Here is a 20,668-nt window from a genome sequence, read left to right as displayed (position 1 = left end):
ACAAATATACTTTAATTGCCGTCCGCTTTACTAATTAGTTATTCGCAAAAGTGGGCGGCTTGTAATGACGAAAACGAGTATTGATAGAAACTAATTTTTAAGTTTTTCACATTCAAACGAATCAATACACTTACCAAAAATTTCTCATTTAGTTAGCATCAGTCATTGGCATAATGTCTTTATTGAAAAAATAAAAATGGAGAACTGGTGTAGAAGTATTAAAAGCATTTTCAACTATATAATATTGTGAAACATCAGCGCCTTCTCCAGATTCTGATAATTCAACATCAATACAAAGATACTCATTATTATCGAATACTATCTTTGACCAATCTGATAATTGTGTTATACGGTTTCCAGGAGTTATCGAAGGATTGACTGAATGATTTTGAGCTGTATTTAAATTGATGCGATCTGACTTAAGAATCAGATAATTTTCATGATTACATGTTATTGCACCGTAATTAAAAGATCCTTCTGTGGATTCTATGTGATTGGTACATCCGGGGGAATCATCAACTCCTGCTGGCGGAATTATTTTGGTATAAGTAACTGAAGCGTTAACTGCTCTAGAATTTTTACAAGATCCAATCACTTCAACAGGTACATCTGCCAATACGAATTGAGAAATTAGCATTCCAAATAAAATAATATGTAATTGATTTAGTGACATTGTTTACCCCTTTGCGCCGTTAAGAATTCTTGTGTTAACTTCCAAAATACAGTCTGACCATATCCTGCAGTTGATTCAAAAGTGTAATTATAGGTACCAAATTTACCAGTTAAATTTGCTGGGGCGCTATCTCCAACTGACAATACATCATGTGTAGGATCTGTAAATTTATACCCTTTGCGATAATGTCTATGTTTTGCCCCTTTAGTTACTAAATCATTACCATCCCAAAAGCATCCACCATTTGCATAGTCGACACCCTCAGGATCAAGAGCATTCATTGCAGCATTATATAGATCTGGATATTCGATAGCTACATCAGAACACATCACTTGACGATATCTTACTACTTTATTAGAGGCTGCAGCTGAATAAGCTGGGTTATCCAGAATTAATTGATTCACAGTAGGATAGCCATTAGAATTTTTATATCTAACTACAGCATTTGCAATTGCAGCTTTTTCCTCATAGGTGCTATTAGTAGCAGATGCTTCCCCATAAACTATAGCTGCGAGTAATTTTACTTCAGAAACCGTAGCTGGAGTTTCAGTACAAGTTGAATTTGGTCTTGAGCAGCTTAATCCATCGTTAGAACGAGTCCAGGTAGGATTAGGGCAAGTGGTAAAAGATTCACTGCAGAGCCACCAAGGTGTATTGTAGTATGCTAATGTTGAATCGGCGCAGTACCAAGTATTAGCTCCCATAAGTACGTTATCTGTTGGGGAGTAACATGCAGGGTCGGCGCTTTTGTGTGGAACAATTTTCCATGTATATCCGTATGATGCTAATTTACTACAGGCCTCTTCATAATTAGAACCGTGCACAACCTCAGGACCTGCCGTAATAATATAAGCCAAGTCATTTTTATAATTTATAACCTGTATTGACGGGATAGTTTCAGCAGGTTTTGCAAATGCTATTGAGCTGATAATAAATAAACCTAAGCATAATATTTTTGATATCCTCATAAACATCCTTGTTAATGAATTTTTCCCATTAGCATAAAGGATCTAGTATTGGTATTACAATTCTTAGCTTAAGAAATAGGGAAGGGAATTAATTTATTTGGTTATCCTAACAACTCATGTAATTATAATATCAAATGAAATGATATCATTAATTAAACAGATAAAATTTCCAAAAATATTAAACAGGAATCTGAATTATTTGGATTTGTTGAATTTAATTTTATCGCCAGATACAAATGTAAACATCCCATAATTTGTGGCAACCTAAATTAGAGTTCATTCACAATACCTTCTAATTCCCCCATTCACTGATGCAATTTACTTTGCAATATTGTTGTTCCATCTCATCTTTCATTTGGTTATAAAGTACAGATTAATTTCTCCGTCCAAAATATAAGTTGACATAAATTCATAATTAGTAGCAAAATTCAATTCGGTTTGAAACTGACCTATCCGCCTACACCCTTTAAAGGGACGGTAAATAGTTTCTACGCTATCCTAAATCATAATTAGATCTTTAATGGTTAGCTTCCAAAATGTAGGCATTGGCAACAGCAAATAACTATTGAGGAATTAAATATGACTTCTCTTATTGAATTTAAAAAACAAGCAAAAATCTTACGCGATTTTCTTGGCCAAAAAAATCATGATATTACACATTCTTCTTGTTTAGAGGCTATTGCAATAATGAATGGCTTTAAGAATTGGAATACTATGTCAGGGATTTTTGCAAAAAATGGTAATGCATTAGAAAAAAGATCGAAAACTTGGATTTGTGACACGTGTGGTGGATTGATTCAGAAACCAGAAGAGGGATGGGTAGAATGGATTGTATCTGTACCTAAAAACGAGGCATACGGTCTTCGCTTGGCGCATCGTGCTGGCTATGGCTCAAATGGAAGTTCTTGTCAATATAATGAGGAATTAGTGTATAAACAATATGGTGGTATAATAAATGATGGAGAGCTGTCTTGGTATCTCGGAGATGGCGGGCTAATGTTATTACTCACCTTGCTTGAAGAACAACAGATACCACAAGACCAAGTACTGGAAATGATCAAACGACTTCATATTCCTGAGTATGAACATGCTCGTCGTCACTTTAATGAGTAGGATCCTTAAAGTATAAATTTTTAAATTTTTAAGAAAAATCGAGTTTTTGCTTAATAAATTTGAGCCTTACAATAAAGTTGGTCGAGGGGGAATTGAACGCCACAATCCATGTGGCTTCCATCTTGCCTGATGCTCCAATTCCGCCTCCTCGTTTTTTTATCATAACAAATTCCAGAATGGAGTCACGGATATAAATTCTGAATGGTGTGTAAGATATTTCTCATTCTTAAAAATATTAATAATAACATTGATACCAAATCATAAATTTGTATAATCTTGCTTAACAAGCGAGGTTGGACTTGCTTTGTGTCAATCCAATGGGTGTGGTCGCGACACACGACCAGCCCTTTCTACTTTGAATAATCTACTTGTAAAAAGACACTCTAACACCATTTTAAATGGTAATCTTCGTCATCTATCCTCCTATTCGCTATGAATATTGACTACATAAAAAAACAATACAAGGTCTACTCTTCATTTTACTACTGTGTTCCACCTTGTATTGTCTTTTTATTCCATTAAAACAATAAATTGCGAATGGGGGATGGATGACGAAGCAACAACAGTACTAAATGTTTGTTTTGCATTTTAACAAGGAATTCGCTTCGCTCATTGATTTGGTTTTGAAAGCGATGGGTTTAGGAATCAGAAGCATCAACAAAATAATAGAAAACGCAAGAAATGCAAAGAAAAAAAATGAGAAAAAACAACGTGCAAAAAGAAAAATTTATTGAAAAATCATAATCTTAGCGTTAAAATAAAGGGGTATTTAAGTCGTGATATCAAGCTGTTGGAGCAGCTCAATATCACTCATCATCAACACTATTGGAGTAGTGAAAATGACTAATGTGAATCTATCAAAACCTTTCCATTGTATCAAATCTTTTTTTATCGCTCTAAAAATAAACAAGTCTATTTCAAATCATTTAAAACTGCTTATATCCAGAAATCAGCTGGATTCCATCGTCTACAGTAACCTTTAACGCATTGCTCAATTTAGCCAAGGACACGTTAAAGAACAAATAGATAAAGGATGAGATATCATGAAATCATATCAGGAATTTTGTGCACTCAATGCTCGCCGTTTGTTTGCAATTATTGAGAAACATGGGGGTTTATTGCAATGGAAAAAAGAGTGGAGTGGTGAGGGATTAAATGCGTTACCTCAAGGCATCAATGGTATTTATCGGGGTGGCAACTTGTTTTCTTTATTTTTTGCGCAAATGGAAAAGGGGTTTAAATCCAACCAATGGCTGACGTTCAACCAAATTAAAAAGGGAGGTGGACAAGTTCTTAATGGATCAAAAGCAGAAGAAATTTATTTTTGGTCTTTAAAGGATCAGATAGAACTTAATCAAAAAACTAATGAGTCTGAAAAAAAATCATCCTTTATTTTTAAAACCTATTATGTTTTTAATCTGGAACAAACTACCTTGTTTAAAAAGGAGGGGGGTCAAAACGAGCAGTTCCAATGCAATCAGTTGCTGAATTATATTAAGCCATCTATTAGCCACTTTGGGAATCATGCTTTTTATACACCAGTAAATGATACTATTGTGTTGCCTCACAGAGAGCAATTCACTGATAAGGCTGCCTATGAGGCGACTCTATTACATGAATTAACGCACTGGACTGGTGTGGAATATCGCTTAAATAGAGAAAGTTTGAAAGCCTATGGAACTGAAAAGGGTAGGGCGGAAGAAGAGTTAGTTGCTGAATTTGGCGCATTTTTCCTTTGTGCATTTTTTAAAATTAAAAGTGATATTGAAAATCATGCCTCCTATGTTAACTCATGGAAAACTCTATTAAATGAAAAGGAAATTATGCGAGCTACTAATATGGCAGCAAAAGCATTTCATTATCTTGTTGAGCCTTTGCAAAAAGAGCAGGCTCAAATTGCAGCGTAGTCTAGTGCCCCGAAGAGGGGCTTCAAAATTGAGACCTGGTTGAGCAAAAGATCTTGATTTTGTGTTGGTTAAAGCTTGGCTTCTGTTGTTATTGAATAATATATTTTTAAGTTCGAAAGGGGATTAAGGATAAAAAAATAACTCTCTTTTAATACTTAAGTGGGATCTATTTTAACTCTAATTCTCATGCTTTTTTATTGCGCTTTGCTAAAAGAACAAGCATCTCTCTAAGTACTGGATTTTAGAGTATAAGCCCAGTGTATTCACAGACTTATCCACAGAAAATGGGGATAAGTAATCAATGCAAAATATTTTGATAAGTCCTTACAGGACAAGGGGTTTAATAAAAAAATTATGCTATCAATTTGTAATAAGGCTGAAAAATGGGTGTGGTTATCCACAGAGGAAAATATGCTGGTCACTGTTTGTGAGCACCTCATTATGATAACAAAAAAAATTAAAAAAAACAGTCTTGACTGATACAATTTTTATTCGAAAAGGAATTAGGTAGTTTTAATTAAGAGTTAATTTGTATTATTTAAAGTTTGCTTGTAGGAAATTTTTGATTTGTTCAGTGAATATTGGTCACCTAAAATAGTTGGTGAGGCGAATGATTTGCAAATTAAACAAGTAAAATTTAAAGGCGAGCTTAAATGGCATAAGCACGATAATCAAGATGAGTTATTTCAAGTTGTAAATGGTAATCTATTAATAAGATCGAGGGATAAGGGTATTAACCTCATAGTAGATGAAATTCTATCAAGTTATTTCCCAGTATTCTTTTGATGCTTAATTAGATATCACAAGGTCTCATTTAGTGATATGAAAGCCTTTTCTTGCAAATGTGTGTATAGTGTGTATAATATAAAATATGAAAAGCGCAGAAATAATAAAAATAATTGAACGCGATGGTTGGGTGCAATGTCATCAGAAAGGAAGTCATTGCCAATTTAAACATCCCACCAAAAAGGGTAGGGTGACAGTACCTCATCCTAAAAAAGATTTACCTATAAAAACAGTGGCCAGTATCTTTAAACAAGCTGGTATTAATAAGGAGGATATAAAATGAGATATCCTGTAGTAATACATAAAGACGAACATAGTGATTTTGGTGTAATTGTCCCTGATATTCCTGGATGCTATTCTTCTGGTAGCACTTATGATGAAGCTTTAACTAACGTAATTGAGGCAATTGAATGCCATTTGGAAGGATTATTAATAGATAATGAGCCTCTTCCAGTTGGTACAACAATTGACCGATGGATTAATGATGAAGAGTTTCAGGGCGGGGTATGGGCATTTGTTGACATTGATTTAAGCCAAATATCGGGTAAAGCAAAACGCATTAATATCACTATGCCAGAGCGCATTTTAAGCCTCATCGATCTGTATGCCAAAAACCATGCGATAAAAAATCGTTCCTCCTTTTTGGCCGATGCAGCTCTGAGTTATATGGAAAGTCATAAGTAATGAAAAGTGTGCTGTATAGGCTTCGTTTCAATTAATTGGGTTAAATTACAGAAACATCAATTCAGTTTATGTTTATCCCATATCTATAATTTAACCCAAAAATCATGGTCGATGACTCTTCCAAAGATGGTTAACATCATCAATACCTGTTCATGAGCTATAATCCTTTATTTCTGCATTGGAAGTCTTTGCATTTAAAACTTCTTTTTAAACTATTAAGTAGCATGCTATACAACATCACTAATTGAATCAATCACAAACGCGCAATCGTAATGCGCTACTTAAGCAGTGAATAAAAGAGTAAAAACCAAACGCCCAATAAATAAACAAAACATCCAGTTCTAAAAGCAGAGACACACCTTTCGCATCATTAAAATATGCGTTATAAGTCCTTTATTTATAGGTAATTTTGGTTATTTTTATTCATTTTTTTACCTAAAAAGATGGTGAATAGCTGGTGAAGGGTAATGGTGAAGTAAAATAATTGAAAGTTCTTTATTTTTCATGGCCTCTAACATCAACTTGTATAATCTTCACCATCTCTTGCACCATAGGTTCACCATTTTATCTTGGGGTGTGACAATCATTGGAACGAAAAGGTACTCTAAGCAAAAATCATTAAGCCAGCTCTAGCTTTTCAGCAACATTTAATGATCTCAATTGACCTTCTGCCACAACTTTAGGCAACATAAATGAAAAATGTCCCAAGAAATTAATATGTTTCCGCCCTAATGGCGATAACCTTGCTTCATCTTCTTCATTTATCACTTCACCCTGTGCGCGCAAATAATCTAATGCAGCCTGCATATAAACCGTATTCCATAATACAATAGCGTTGGTTGCCAATCCTAATGCATTGAGTTGGTCTTCCTGCCCCTCGCGATATTTTTCGTGAATTTCACCACGTTTTCCATGATACACGGTGCGTGCCAAGCTGTGGCGACTTTCACCTTTATTGAGTTGTATCAAAATATGACGTCGGTACCCTTCGCTATCAATATAATTGAGCAGATATAACGTCTTAATAATACGACCTAAGTTCATTAAGGCTTTGGCTAGTCCAGATGGTCTATTCTTTCGAAATAAGGAACGTATTAAATCTGAAGCACTGACATGACCTAATTTCAAGGAAACAGCGACTCGTAGAATATCCTCCCAATGCTTGCGTATTGATGCTTCGTTAATTTTGTGATTTGAAATATCATTAAGCACCCCATAATCCGCTTTAGAATCAACTCTCCAAAACCGTGCACCACCAACATCAGCAAGCCTTGGGCTAAATTGGTATCCCAACAACCAAAATAACGCAAAGATTATTTCGCTAGCACCAGCCGTATCAGTCATTATTTCTTTTATATCGAGACTTGTTTGTTGATCCTGCATGCCATCCAATAAATAAAGAGAATCACGAAGAGTACCAGTAATTACAATTCCATGAAATCCTGCATTTTGATCCGATACAAAATTGTAATAAGTTAGCCCGCGTTTTGGCCCATAGTATTTTTTATTCGGCCCAGAATTTACTGTTTTTACAGCGCAGGTAAATCTTACGCCATCAGCAGAAGCAATATTACCAGTACCCATCTTTTTCGCAAGTGGTTGTTGGGAGTGCAGGTCTACCAATTTCGCATTAGATCTAGCAATTGTTTCAGCACGGATGCAATTTTGCTGAATCCAACTTAATCGATTGCGTGTCAATTCTGGGCTGTCTTCATTAATCAATGGTTCAATACCAATGTTGCATGCTTCCGCCATAATGACTGCACATAATGAAACTTCAATTCCAGATATGCGTGAATTATTATCGCTAATATGAGTGCACTCATCTGTAAAATCAGACATACGGTTGGCTTCGAGCAATAATTCTGGAAAATCAATGCGAGGCATCAGCTTGTCGATTTTACTTTTCAATATTTTTAGGCTTTCTGGTTCCTCAATTTTTTCTAATCTGGATAATTTGATTCTATCTTTTCCCTTACTGTTTTTCACAATCTCAATCGCATCATTTTGGGGTAATCTTTGCAGCACATTCTGGTATTTATCTTCTAATATTGAAGACAGGTAACCAAACTCCTCATCAAAATCAATACTTAAATTGAGTGATCGGCATACTGGAATTTTATGTTCATCCCAGGCAGCACCTCTTAACAATTTAGCGCGAGGGTCACACCATCGTTCACTAAATACTACGTGCATATCTCGGCTGCGCATATTAGTTTGTAGATGATCCATGACACATAAGGTATAACCTGGTCTATCAATTTCCTTGGTCTTAGGGTTGATAACAATATTTCGCCAACCAGTATTAATAATATCAAGTGGCGCATTTTGAAATGAAGGTTTTCTCTTCCCTTCTATAGACGCTAAAAATTCTATTGCTGCTTGTACCGATTTGCCTTCTTTAGTTGTTTGGAATTTAACCGTGCTAAGTAATGTTGGCAGGAATCGACGTACGGTTTTATATTGCTCAAGCAGCTCATCGTAGTATTTGTCATGATGGGGTTTGGCAATTTGCCTAATAATCTCTACCGCATTGGATATTGTATCTTTAGAAATAGCTTTGTAAATTACAGCTGGCAAGTTTTGTTCCCCATCATGTTGTAAAAACAAGTCACCAAAATCAGACAGCTTTAATGCAGCTTTATCCAAATCACCCAAGCTACGAATACGTTTTCTCTCACCTAATCGTTTTGCTGCAGCAGTAATTTCTGTGATCAACATGTCCAACAGATCTAATGCATCATCAAGCGCCGTGATTTCATAAACATATGCAAATGAAAACAGCACTGCAATGCGTCTATCATCAGGCATTCGTGCAATCGATGGTGCCCATGAGACAGTGACATATCTGGCCAAGTGATTAATTTTTGCTTTGGGTATATTGCCAATGTTTGTTTGACCTAAGCCTAAGTCACGTATGTATTGATAACGTTTTAGTGCCTGCACTAATCCAGCACTGCTGATATGTGTTGGTCCATTTTTTAATTCATCAAGTTTACTATAACGTTTACCGTCAGGTACCAACAATAAGTTTTCGAGTTGCTGCCTCTGGTTGATATCTACCAACAAAGTCAGTCGCTGCCATAGCCGTTTTGAAACCCGGTCTCGAACTTTTGCTATTAAAACGGTCAATGTACTTATGCCTGGTAATAGAACTTTTCTACTGATGAGCCACAGCGTGCAACGTTCAAACAAAATGCTTGGTCTTTCATTGCCATACCATGCTTGATCATACAGCCAGTGAGTTAATCGATAGCCCCAGATGCCGCCAAGATCTTTATAATCAAATACAGTCTTTATTTCACCACAATGATCTAATCGCGTTGCTTTACGATCCATATAAGATGCGAGTACTACTGGAAGTTCAATCGCTAATTGTTTTGCAATGTAGTGGACAACTTGATTGGGCACATCAATTGGGTTCGCAAGAAAAGTACCAAGGAATCTAACCGTAGTTAATTGTATTGCATATCCCAGTTTATTGTAATCACGGCGACATGCCTTGATTAATTCTTTGTCCTTATCATCCAAGTAAAAATATTTATCAAGTTGATCTTGTGTCAGAGTTTCAGGATATTTTGCATAGGACTGATATTGCTCATCGGTTAAAAAATCAACAGGCATGAATGTCTCATAAAACGTTCGTTTGTTAAGAGTGAAAAATTAATTGGATATAAAGGCTAGCAAGTGTATCATCTATCCATCTTAGGAAACAAAATATTATTTTCCCGATTTATCATTTAATTATGAGAAAATAACATGCCAAAATTAGTAGGATACGCTCGTGTTAGTAAGAATGATCAGGATGTTCAATTGCAACTCAATGCACTTGAAGCAGCCGGATGTGCAAAAAATAAAATCTTTATCGATAAAATTTCTGGTGTACGAACTGAACGACCTGGATTAGATAAATGTATAGCGGAGTTAGAAGCAGGTGACACACTATTGGTATGGCGATTAGACCGATTGGGTCGCTCAATGGCGCATTTAGTTACTTTAGTTGAAGATTTAGGAAAAAAAGGCATTGGATTTCGATCGCTCTGCGATGGTGCGATTGATACAACTACCGCTTCGGGAGAGCTAATTTTTAATATTTTTTCTTCTCTAGCTCAATTTGAACGCCGCTTAATTCAGGAAAGAACAAAGGCTGGATTAGAAGCTGCACGTGCCAGGGGTAAAAGTGGCGGAAGAAAGAAAATTGCATCGAATAACCCAAAGGTACTTACTGCTAAGAGCATGCATAAAAATCATGGGATGAGTATCGGCGATATCTGTAAAACACTTAAAATTTCACGTGCTAGTTTTTATAGATATCTTTCTTTGAGTGAATAGTTTTATTACTTTGGCGATTAACTAATCCTCAACCTTAAATATACAGCGATCTTTCAATGTCTTATTATTCAATAAACAAAAATTGGAGTTGACAAGATATTTGCCAAGATAAGGTTTCTATGAAAAAAATTAATATTTTATTATTATTTATATAATAATTATTGAAAAACAATAATAAATGACTTATTATCCTCCGCTAACAACCTAGATGTTCGGAGTAGTTATTTATGAATAAAATTCAACGCATAAGTTCAGTTTTCAAAACTATTTTTATAATCAGTTTTTTGTTACTAGCTGGAGGATTTGTCGTTAGTTGGTTAGCCGTTTGCATGGGCATTACTCAATTAGATAAGCCTTGGACTAATTTTTCTATGGCGTTAATTTCCACTTTGGCAAATTTATTGATTTTATTTTTTCTTATTCGGTTATTTGATTCATATAAGAAAAACAGTTTTTTTACCCTTTCTAACGTGAAGTTTATTCGCAATATTGGCTACATTTTGTTAGCCGAGCAAATACTTATTCCTTTATGTAAATATATTACTTCTTCTTTTACATGGATTGGAATTAGTATCGACAGCATTGAAATGATCTTCTTAGCGTTCTTAATTATAATTAACTCTTGGATTATGATGGAAGCCTATCGAATTCGAGAAGAACAACAACTTACTGTATGATTAAAAAGTATGTCAATCGTTATCAATTTAGATGTGATGCTTGCTAAGCGCAAAATTCGCTCTAAAGAATTAGCAGAGTTTATCGGTATTACAGAACAAAACCTATCCTTATTAAAAACAGGTAAAGCGAAAGCCATTCGTTTTTCAACTCTAAACGCAATATGTAAATACTTAAGTTGCGAACCAGGTGATATTTTAGCGTTTCGAGATGAAAAAAATGAATGAATTTTATGCTGGTAAATTTAGAAACTAAACTAACTTAGGAAGTATATTATGAAAATTAACTACTTAATTCCAGGACTACTATTTTCATGTTTAAGTCACGCAGATATTTCCGTGTTAAATGCTGAAAATTCAAGCAATGATCATCAAAGTTATGTTCGCATTAGTTTAAATAATCAAGCGAATATGGAGATAACAACTGATTCAAATTTAATTCCAGAAGAGGCCCGGTTTATACCAGCATATGGCTCAGTCGTATTTAGTGTTCCAACACCTAATGATACAGGTATACAGCACTTTCGTTACATTAATGGTAATTCTGGTTGTGATTTTTATCTTGATACCAAACGTAGTATGAAATCAACAGGCCCCTTTGACACAATTACTTTTATAACCGGTGTTCCAATAAATAGCACAAGTGGGTGTTATGTTGAAACAATTTATGGCGTGAATCACTTAGCAGTTAATTTTTCAGAGAACAATAGGAATAGATGATCCGAGAATTACACCTCTAGGATGAAAACATATTAATTTTCTGGGCAACTTTTCATCTATGTTGCCTAAGTCGCAGCAAAAAGAACAATTAAGAGAGCTTAATACCACTGAAATACTAGAACTGGCTTAGTGATTTTTCCTTAGAGTACCTTTTCGTTCCATTGCTTGTCACACCCCATCTTCTAAAGATTTTCATGCGCACTGTTTTTAAGTTCGCTATATTTAATAGCCGCAGCCTGCTGTAGCTTCTCAAAATCCTCTCTATCCAATTTCAACAACTCAATTGACATATTTTTAATAAGCGCATTCATCTGAATAATTAGTTGATGGCAGTACTTTTCGACAGCTGGATTTGCTTTGAAGTTTCCGTCATTTTTAAACCAGTGATGTAATCCAACTTGAATTAATTGATTGATCATATTGGACATAGAATCATTATTTTTTATAGCTAATGCTGATATGTGTTGATGCAAATTATCTGGCAATGAAATGGTTAAACGTGACATATAAACTCCTCCTATCTTATAGTTCTAATTCTTTACTTAATTGCTTGGTTAAATGAGGTCCTTTCTTCTCAATAATGAGATCATCTTGATTCATTGATTTAGATATTTCTTGAATTTCAAGGGATTTTTTCTTATCAATTACTGATTGTATGGATAATTGATTTTGCGCCCCGAATCGACGCTCATGATGAATTAATTGTGCGCTTGAGGTAATATCCATTGAGGCTGGTTTTTCGTTCGAATTTCTTCGAATAGCATGAACTAATTCTTCTTTATTATCCGTTACCAAAGTCATACCATGAATTGCTCTGGAAATTTGGACGTAAAAATTGTTTAAGGTACTGCCAAATCGGTGAAATGATTCCATTAAACCAATGCCATAGGGTGCATCTTTCCCTTGAACCTTGTAGTTAGTAAGAACATAGCTATAATCAAGATGTTTTAAGGCGGGATGGGATTTTTCGAGTGTTAATAAACGCCCTTCTTTCGTGATAAACATAAAAGAGTTGTTTTTTATTTCATGAAGAGTCGCACATTGACCATTTCGTATATCGTTAGCTTTAAAATTTCGCGTCCACATGACCTTATCACCAACCAAAAGCTCCAAGGATTTTGTTTCATATACTTCAATGGTTCGTTCAAAAGGGGCTGTATGAGTTTTGTAGTTTGGCAGATTGTTTAGATTAAATTTGATTAAATTACCACTCTCATCAATCAGTGGTAACACATTATCTTGACGATGCTTTTTACTAATTTCTCCTACCGTGTAATAACTACCAGCGTGAATTTTATTCCTTTTAAAACTTTGGTTAAAACGCACCATATCGCCTTTCTGGTAATAGGCCACAAATCGGCTCTGGATAGGTTCCATCATTTTTGTTTTAAGAATAATTTGACTAAACTGCTCGCCTTTTAAGGTCCCCTCTTGTTTTAATCCACTGCGAATAAATGTGGTAATTTCTTCTCTATTGGCGTGTGTTGGCGCAAATAGCAACGTTTCATCTCGCGCGGATGCGGATAAAGAAAGCCAATGATTGGCAATCCAAGCAATACGCTCTTTATGAGTCGCAAGCGTTTTAACATCCAAATTATCTAATGCTTCTTGCACAAAACCTTTCGTGGTTGCTATTACAGCTTGCCTTAAGATCTCGTTTTTTTGCCGAACAACTTCATCCATGACAGCGGTTTCAATACCATATTCTTGGGTTAACCCAAAGATTCGCCCTGCATTCACACTGGGTAGCTGAGCTCTATCCCCAACTAATACGAGCCGTGCACCAACACGCTCAATTTGCTTCATCAACTCATGGCCTTGGTGAGAAGAAAGCATGGATGCTTCATCGATAATAAATAGTGTTTTAGTTAAGGAAGCTGTTTGTGCTTCTTTCAATTCCTGATGCACCAAGGGGAATACATCAGCTTTAATCCCTGCTTTTTCTTGCAACTCATGTGCTGCAGAGCTTGCAACCGTAATCCCACGGAGCTTATGCCCTTGAGCTTCGATAAAAATTCTCGCCTCTGAAAGCATAGAAGTTTTGGCAACTCCTGCATAACCTTGAATAGCCAAATATCGATCTTTGCTCGTTAACAACACCTTCATGGATTCTTTTTGTGAATTGGTCATGGGGTAAGGTAACAAAGAGCTGCGCATTTTCTGGAAAGCTGTAACTGCATTAAGGTGGGCAATAGCGGGAACTGCACCTTTATTGCGATCAATTCTGGCTATAGTTTCTGTTTCCAAAGTTAAAAGCCAAGGTGTTGTGAGCAAGCGTTCTCCACGATCGAAGCATCTTGCTTCATATAGCGTTTGACTTTTTATTTCTTGTTGGATAGATTCAATAATTGATTGCCTTGAAACCGCTTTTGGATAAATAAGACTATGTTTCATCGCTTCTTGAGTTAACATTCTTTCTGAAAAAATTGAAGTTCGCTGACTTAACGTTTCTATTGCGACGACAACACAAGCGTGTGCTGCTTCTATCTCTGATGGGCTAGAATCTTTTTTATATTTGTTTACTAAAGCCAATAATCTATCTTTAACCCCTGAGAGCCAAGAAATAGATTGCGATTTATCTCGATGTTGCATAAACGCTTGAGCATCAAACCCTATATCTTTTGCGCGTTGTTTCCAATCTTCTGTAAGGAGATTGATATCATGTTCTTCTTTATTCTTGCGAGTCAGTACAGTAGCAGTGGATGCACTTTTTGCACCATTCCAACCCTTCTCATCCATATACCCCAAAATATCCATTCGCCTTGTTGAAAATTCATGTAAAACCTCATCAGGAACACCATCAATTTCAAACAAACCTTTTCCTGTTAATCGCAAATGAAAGCCCGTTTCCTTAAGCTTATTGGCCAAATGTTGACGATAAATTAAACCACAATAGTGAGCATTATTTTGAATCTGCTCGATTACCCCATGTTCTCTTGAAGGATCACTTGACAATGATCGCGCTTTACCTTCATGAAATGTAATATTCATGGTGACACAGTGGGTATGTAATGCTGGATCATTAGCACGAGAACTTGGCTGTCTGAATGCTGCAACCAATAAGTTATTGGTCTTCTCAAAAGAAATTTCACCCCTACGGGAAACCCTGGTTTCTGCAAATTCCTTTTCAATTTGTCGGATAGTCAATTGCACCGCCTCATCATGAAACCGTACTAATTCAGGTGCTAAACCTAATCCTACTAAAACTGACACTGATTTAGGAGCAGAAAAGGTCATATCAAAACCAGGCCGATGTTCTCCTTCAAGATTTTGTAAAACTTGGCCATCTGGCAATCTACCTTCTAATAAAGCCAGCATCTGTTCTTTTTGCACAACACCAGAGAGCTTCAATTTTTGACTACCCTGCCCTAGCCACTGCATGGCTGTGGCATCGCCTGAATAATAATTGAATGCTTTAGAGTAATAATCAGCAGCACCTTGAGCTGATTTAAGCGGTTCTACACTGAGCATGCCTATTCCTTATTCTAAACTTCAAATTCTATTTCCACGGATTTTTTGTTATGGCATTTGCGCTTCGCAATAGCTTCATCCTCTGTGCTCTCAGTTTCTTTAACGAGCTTTTGTAGCATTTCATCAATAATGAATTGGCGCTCAACAAACCCTTTCAAATATTTAGGCCGATTCTCAAGTTCAAGCGTGAGTTGAGTAATGGGATAACTTCCTGGAAGACGCACAAAACATCTTAGATCTTCCAGTTCCAAAATTTGTGGATAGGATACAATGGGACGTGTCACACGCTGGCTACCAAGAGATATTCCATCTCGAATACTATTAGCTCCATAGGAATAATTTTCTCGTGATTCTTCAATTTCTTCTTCTCCCAGCTCGCTGGCAACCAAACGAGCCATATCAGCGCTTGGGCTTCTAAAGAAAAAACGGGTGTTCAGCAAGTCAAACAATTCCTTAGCACCGCCTGATTGACCATACACTTTGGTGAGCTGAGAGAAACTTTGCATTCCTAATAAAAAGCAACCACCAAATTTTCGGACTTCTGCAATGGTCTCACCTAAAAGCGGTAATTTATGAAGACTTGGCAATTCATCACAAATGAACCAAATCCGGCGATCTGGATTAGGCGTAAGACTTAACAATGTGAGGGAAGCCATGGCTAACCACATAGACATTAAAGGCTTTAATGATTTGTGTTGTTCGCCATTGGATGAAATAAAAAGCCAACCACTGTGCTGTTCATTTAAAATGTAGTCACGAATAGAAAATGGGCTTGCCCCTTCTGAATCAAGTCCTGATAAGGTAGAAAGCGATTTTAAATAAGTGGTAATAACTGAACGAATGGAAATAGCCGTTTTTTCAATTTTACCGCTAACTAGAGTTGCAGCAGCTGTTCCTTTAAGATAATCCTCTAAATGAGAAAACTCACCGGTCAACAGCAACTTAAGCAATTTTTCAACGGATCGATCTTTATCTTTTCGCATTTTAGCAGCAACCGAAGAAAATACAGTTCTCGCGGCATTCACCCAGAAGGGCTCAGAATCGCCATGCATCGGAATAAGGCTTTCTGCCATGTTTTCGAAATCAGAATCCCGAGGTGCTTCAAGCCACATATCCCAATTAGGACACCTCGCATCAAAGGGATTTAGAATGACATCCTGATTTGAATCAAAATAATGCGGAATAAAGGCACATCCCTTATCATAGACAATAACTCTATCTCCCCTCTTGCGTAAGGCATCCATGATTTTCATAATGAGCTGACTTTTTCCAGTACCTACAGTTCCATGCACCAACAGATGTTGAACTTCGCTGTTCGCTTTGAGGGGAAACCCGTCAATAGTGATATCAGAGTTTTCTTTTTTGTCCAGGATTTGTTGGATTACATTTTCCTTTGTATCAATACGGCTGCCACGAATAAACTGATTAGCACGCTGCGCTTTTCCCCTGTGGATAAAATAAAAGGCAAAGCAAAGTCCCAAAACAAATGAAAATACGAAAGCTGCCAATGAAGATTTTCCTAATAGATCTACCATATGATCGGCATTCTCTTTGTAATAAGGATAATGCAGAATTGTCTCCACGTTTTGTTGATAGTTTTTTCCGTGAAAGGGAAGCGTGAAGGTATGCTTTTGCCCAACGAGATTTAAGAAACTTGCATAGTAATAAGCAATGGCTTGGTGGAATTTTTCGGGAGATATAACCAACCAGGTAATTAAGCCGGTTAATACGACCCAAAGAAAAAGACAAACCCATACCAACGTTTTAGTAATTTGATCCCACATCCGCAGATTGTGAAAACTGATTTGCCCGCCACGAGTATAGTGTTTGAAATTCGGCTCTTCACGCACAATATTTACTCCTTATCCTCTTTTTTAGGCAAAGCAGTAGCTACCATTGCCTGTAAAATGGTTAAAATTTATTCTTTTTGCGTTTTATTTTTTATTTCTGGGCTTCTTCTATTGAGACAGTTTTTCCTTTAGAAAAGAATTCATTACATAGAGTAAATAGGCTGCTAAAGCCAATTCGGCTTAATTCCATATGGACCGCAATATGAGTCGCTCCTAAACTCAGGAAGAATGACACTACCAACATAAAAAAAATCTGCTGTCCAGAAGCATAACTGCCAAACAAAATACACAAGAATGCAAACATGCCAAAAAACACCATTGAAATGTGGTTACATTTTTTTCTTATTAATGCACTAGTCTTTAATTTTTTCTCCAGATGAAACTGAAATTGAACAAAAAAACTAATGGGAGTTAGCAAGATAAGCATCGCAACGATGCTTAAGAATAGAGCGGTAATGCCTGAATCAATAAACAAGGAGGAAAAAGAGATCGGCTCCTTGTCATCACTCATAACATAGCATAGCGTTAAAAAAAGGATTATAGACATCCGCCATACCCCATTAAAAACTCCTTTTAAGAGCCCTCCGTAATAAAAACGGGCAGGAATAATCTCTGGGTTTAGCATTTTAATAGTTTTCATGTCCTCTGCTATGGCTTGCTTTAATTGTTTTGGATCCACTCTACTCTCCTTTTTTATGTAATTTCTTGTCCTCAAAAGGCAGGTGCATATTCTCTGGCACTACTACATTTTTTTGAGCATTCATCATGCCTTCTTGTAACCTCAAATCTTTTTCATTCATTAGATCACGGCTCCCTGACTTAATCAATTGCTCTCCTTGTTTTAGATTTTGAGGCAAAGTACTCTTTTGTTGATGCACCTCTTGATGAAATACTCCAAGCTCTTTATCATTTATGCCAACCTTCATTGATTGTGCCTGATGAAGAAACTCTTCGCTGTTTTTTTGATAATGGGATCCTAATTGGTTTTCTTTGGCAATAAAGCCGCTTTTTTCTTTTTGATAAAACGATTCTATCTGTGATTTATGTTCTGTATTACCGAATTGGGCAATTAACTCGTCTCGTTTGGATGCAATAAAGTCATGGCCTAATGCCTGAAGTTTATTAAGCGCTCGCAGATCCCCTGGGTGACTATACAATTCATCGCGCTCTGACTCATTAAGCCTAGCAGCTACATAAGCTTGAAATGCTTGATTTAAATCAGTGGTAATTTGAGATGAATGAGATTCCACGAAGTTTTTGGCATTCTGAATGCGTGTGGCTTTGGCAAGGGAAGCGTCCACATTACGGCTGGCTGTTTCTGCCTCTCTCAGATCAGCACCCAATTGATTAGACAATGAAGCCGCTTGTGAATGACTATCATCAAAATGATGATTTTGAGAAAACTGTTTCACATAACTTATCGCGTCATTAAAATCACGCGATTCACGAGACGAAAGGGAACCGTCCATACCGGTGTGATATTTATCTTGACTTGTAGAATTACGATCGAATTTAAGATGCGCATCAGCGCTTGCATGAAAACCAGTTCCCCATTGTGCAAGCTTACCCCATATACTACCCTGGCTTTTAAAACCAACTTGCGCACTTAAACCACCGCTTGTCAAATGTGTTAGTGCGTCTTCTTTACTAACACCTAAGCGTCGCGCCACATCCTCTGCAATATGGCTAATGGTTGATAAGGCTTTGGAGTATTGACCTGTCTCACTTTCCGATATGCTATCTCCCAAACGCATGTCATGCCCTGCCAATTGTGATAATTGCAGGGCTCGATGGGCAAAATTTGATAATGAATTCTGATAGTGTGCAGATTCGTTTCGAGCAGCTTGTGTCGATTGCTCATAAGCCTGGTTCAGTGATGCGCTTAAACCTTCCAGTGCATTTATAGATACAGCACTTCTCGTCATTCCTGGACTGACATCAAACACTCTATCACCGCTGCCCGTAATGGTTTTTAACACACCACTTCCCAATTGGGAAGTCCGCATGCCGTGCAGGTGAGTCCAATTGGAATCGTGTTTATTGGCTGAGAAATTATTAGCAGTAGTGTTATAGAAACTGGTTTGACCAAGACCAAAAGAGGCGCTGGCTGCCTCCGCTGCCACTGACATGCTGGAGCCTTGCATATGACTCATCATGCTGGTTGCGAGATTACTGAATGCGCCGCCTAGATTAGAAACCAAACCATGCGAGAGAAAAGGAATAAGCATCATCAAATAGCCACATGCTCCTGAGATATCCGCATGCAACTCATCAATCTTATCAAGATTCACCATCGTAAATTGACCATATTCACCCGATGAGGAAGCGCCATAAATGGTCATTCCTGCGTTGAGTATTGCAAAGAGCACTGGCCAAAATTGCAGCGACATAAAAAACTGCATATAGCCATAAAGAATTCGTATCCCGCCAGGTAATGTGGTTAATGCAATAATCAACGGAAATACACCAAATAATATAAGTGTTAAGCAGGTGTGGGTAATCGGCAAAATCCATAAGGCTTTTTGCCCTAATACTTCCCAGCTCCAGCGGTGTTGTACCTGGGATTTTGTAAATTGTTGGTTCACAATTCCTGCGGTTGCATCGGTAAACGCCTGATAATGCGCCACGCCATCGCCTATGGCGTTAATCATCATGCTTTGTAAAAAAATGTTACTGGATGAGTCGGTTAATCCCTGGTAATACTCAAAGGCTGATTTAAGATGAGTAGCAAATAACGCTTCATAAGTGGTATTCTTAGGCTTTCCAAACAAATTCACGCCAAAAAATGTGTAGGCTTTTTTAATTTCAGCATCCAGCTTTTTGCGCAAACTGTACTGCCCATCAGGTTTTGAGGCCTCCAAGCATGAAACTAATTTGCCATTCACAGAGAGCATACGAAGCGGTGAAGCTTTCACAGTAATAAGATTCCAAATGTCCGTGGAATGCGCTAAATCACTGACACTGTACTTTCGATTTAATCGAATGTCTCCTACGACACAGATACGGAAATACTCATTCATTTCTTCTTTAAGCACGGGATCTTTAATACGAAATGAGGTTGATGCTGAAACCAGACGGGAACCAAAAAGAGCTCCTGTTTTGGTGTATTGCAAATCATTGGGCATGGTAAGTAATGCATCGTAGGATTGAGCCAAACCATAGCCAATGGTTGTGACTAAACTGGAGCTTAACGCAAATACCACGGGTACATTATCTACGAGTTTTGGTGTTTGAGAAGAAATATCGTCAATCATTACGGAGGTTTTAGGTAATATCACCAAATTCACAAACAGCACATAACCTAAAAACCACCGAGCAAATGCCATCGGATCACGGGTTTTAATAAAACCGATGGTGGCCATGACGATTCCAATTAATGCGGTAATTCGTAAAAGCCCTAAAAAACTGTCCTGCTTCATAAAGGCGCTAATGGCATTTAGTACGTGTTGGAATAATTCACCTCCAGCCAAGACATGAATTGTTATCATCT

Annotated in this window: 18 protein-coding genes; 9 read left to right on the top strand and 9 right to left on the bottom strand. The window is 37.0% G+C overall.

The features are described 5' to 3' along the window. Window positions 1-148 precede the first annotated feature (148 nt). Together OQJ02_RS15295 and OQJ02_RS15290 are read right to left on the bottom strand one after the other, a co-directional pair. Window positions 149-673, bottom strand: coding sequence for a hypothetical protein (locus tag OQJ02_RS15295; RefSeq protein ID WP_059411236.1), 525 nt, complete (start codon window positions 671-673; stop codon window positions 149-151). Beyond that, on the bottom strand, window positions 664-1,641 hold the full coding sequence (locus OQJ02_RS15290; RefSeq protein ID WP_230305538.1) for a hypothetical protein: 978 nt from the start codon (window positions 1,639-1,641) through the stop codon (window positions 664-666). The genes OQJ02_RS15295 and OQJ02_RS15290 overlap by 10 nt, the downstream gene beginning before the upstream one ends. A 579-nt stretch (window positions 1,642-2,220) precedes the next feature. Here OQJ02_RS15290 and OQJ02_RS15285 point away from each other — a divergent pair. Next, complete coding sequence (locus tag OQJ02_RS15285) at window positions 2,221-2,754, top strand: glyoxalase superfamily protein (protein ID WP_011212629.1); 534 nt, start codon at window positions 2,221-2,223, stop codon at window positions 2,752-2,754. A gap of 28 nt (window positions 2,755-2,782) precedes the next feature. On the opposite strand, the gene OQJ02_RS15280 is transcribed toward OQJ02_RS15285, so the two are convergent. Next, window positions 2,783-2,917, bottom strand: a complete 135-nt coding sequence (locus OQJ02_RS15280; RefSeq protein ID WP_257785841.1) for a hypothetical protein — start codon at window positions 2,915-2,917, stop codon at window positions 2,783-2,785. A 409-nt stretch (window positions 2,918-3,326) separates the two neighbouring features. Here OQJ02_RS15280 and OQJ02_RS15275 point away from each other — a divergent pair, with 409 nt between their 5' ends. The 4 genes from OQJ02_RS15275 to OQJ02_RS15260 all read left to right on the top strand — a co-directional run bounded on the left by OQJ02_RS15275 (window position 3,327) and on the right by OQJ02_RS15260 (window position 6,131). After that, a complete protein-coding gene (locus tag OQJ02_RS15275) occupies window positions 3,327-3,488 on the top strand; it encodes a hypothetical protein (RefSeq protein ID WP_011212628.1) in 162 nt (53 codons plus the stop codon). Window positions 3,489-3,797: 309 nt separating this feature from the next. Then, window positions 3,798-4,661: an ArdC family protein gene (locus OQJ02_RS15270; protein ID WP_052358007.1), complete on the top strand. Its 864-nt coding sequence runs from the start codon at window positions 3,798-3,800 to the stop codon at window positions 4,659-4,661. Between the two features lie 871 nt (window positions 4,662-5,532). Next, window positions 5,533-5,730 (top strand): type II toxin-antitoxin system HicA family toxin, encoded by a 198-nt coding sequence (locus tag OQJ02_RS15265; protein WP_011212625.1) that lies wholly within the window; start codon window positions 5,533-5,535, stop codon window positions 5,728-5,730. Continuing rightward, window positions 5,727-6,131, top strand: a complete 405-nt coding sequence (locus tag OQJ02_RS15260; protein WP_011212624.1) for a type II toxin-antitoxin system HicB family antitoxin — start codon at window positions 5,727-5,729, stop codon at window positions 6,129-6,131. The genes OQJ02_RS15265 and OQJ02_RS15260 overlap by 4 nt, the downstream gene beginning before the upstream one ends. Window positions 6,132-6,749: 618 nt before the next feature. Here the strand turns inward: OQJ02_RS15260 and OQJ02_RS15255 are convergent. Beyond that, entirely contained in the window at window positions 6,750-9,755 is a 3,006-nt protein-coding gene (locus tag OQJ02_RS15255; protein WP_059411246.1) for a Tn3 family transposase, read from the bottom strand. A 135-nt stretch (window positions 9,756-9,890) separates the two neighbouring features. On the opposite strand from OQJ02_RS15255, the gene OQJ02_RS15250 reads away from it, so the two are divergent. The 4 genes from OQJ02_RS15250 (at window position 9,891) to OQJ02_RS15235 (ending at window position 11,857) form a co-directional block, all read left to right on the top strand. After that, window positions 9,891-10,463 (top strand): recombinase family protein, encoded by a 573-nt coding sequence (locus tag OQJ02_RS15250; RefSeq protein ID WP_059411244.1) that lies wholly within the window; start codon window positions 9,891-9,893, stop codon window positions 10,461-10,463. Window positions 10,464-10,690: 227 nt separating this feature from the next. After that, window positions 10,691-11,140, top strand: coding sequence for a DUF2975 domain-containing protein (locus OQJ02_RS15245; RefSeq protein WP_080333372.1), 450 nt, complete (start codon window positions 10,691-10,693; stop codon window positions 11,138-11,140). Between the two features lie 9 nt (window positions 11,141-11,149). After that, window positions 11,150-11,365, top strand: a complete 216-nt coding sequence (locus tag OQJ02_RS15240) for a helix-turn-helix domain-containing protein (RefSeq protein WP_059411242.1) — start codon at window positions 11,150-11,152, stop codon at window positions 11,363-11,365. Window positions 11,366-11,413: 48 nt separating this feature from the next. Further along, on the top strand, window positions 11,414-11,857 hold the full coding sequence (locus OQJ02_RS15235; protein WP_059411240.1) for a hypothetical protein: 444 nt from the start codon (window positions 11,414-11,416) through the stop codon (window positions 11,855-11,857). Window positions 11,858-12,039: 182 nt separating this feature from the next. Here OQJ02_RS15235 and OQJ02_RS15230 read toward each other — a convergent pair whose 3' ends face one another. From OQJ02_RS15230 to traG, 5 genes are all read right to left on the bottom strand, one after another. Further along, window positions 12,040-12,363, bottom strand: coding sequence for a hypothetical protein (locus OQJ02_RS15230; protein WP_011212623.1), 324 nt, complete (start codon window positions 12,361-12,363; stop codon window positions 12,040-12,042). A 16-nt stretch (window positions 12,364-12,379) separates the two neighbouring features. Beyond that, a complete protein-coding gene (mobF, locus tag OQJ02_RS15225) occupies window positions 12,380-15,328 on the bottom strand; it encodes a MobF family relaxase (protein ID WP_011212622.1) in 2,949 nt (982 codons plus the stop codon). A 14-nt stretch (window positions 15,329-15,342) separates the two neighbouring features. Next, complete coding sequence (traD, locus tag OQJ02_RS15220; protein WP_011212621.1) at window positions 15,343-17,178, bottom strand: type IV conjugative transfer system coupling protein TraD; 1,836 nt, start codon at window positions 17,176-17,178, stop codon at window positions 15,343-15,345. A gap of 91 nt (window positions 17,179-17,269) precedes the next feature. Then, a complete protein-coding gene (locus OQJ02_RS15215) occupies window positions 17,270-17,857 on the bottom strand; it encodes a hypothetical protein (RefSeq protein ID WP_011212620.1) in 588 nt (195 codons plus the stop codon). A gap of 1 nt (window position 17,858) precedes the next feature. Beyond that, window positions 17,859-20,666, bottom strand: a complete 2,808-nt coding sequence (gene traG, locus OQJ02_RS15210) for a conjugal transfer mating-pair stabilization protein TraG (protein ID WP_011212619.1) — start codon at window positions 20,664-20,666, stop codon at window positions 17,859-17,861. Window positions 20,667-20,668 lie beyond the last annotated feature (2 nt).

The sequence above is a fragment of the Legionella sp. PATHC032 genome (assembly GCF_026191185.1).
In the GTDB taxonomy this organism is placed as follows: Bacteria; Pseudomonadota; Gammaproteobacteria; order Legionellales; family Legionellaceae; genus Legionella.
The sequence above is the reverse complement of the archived record's forward strand: the minus strand, read 5'-3'. Positions and strand labels throughout refer to the sequence as shown.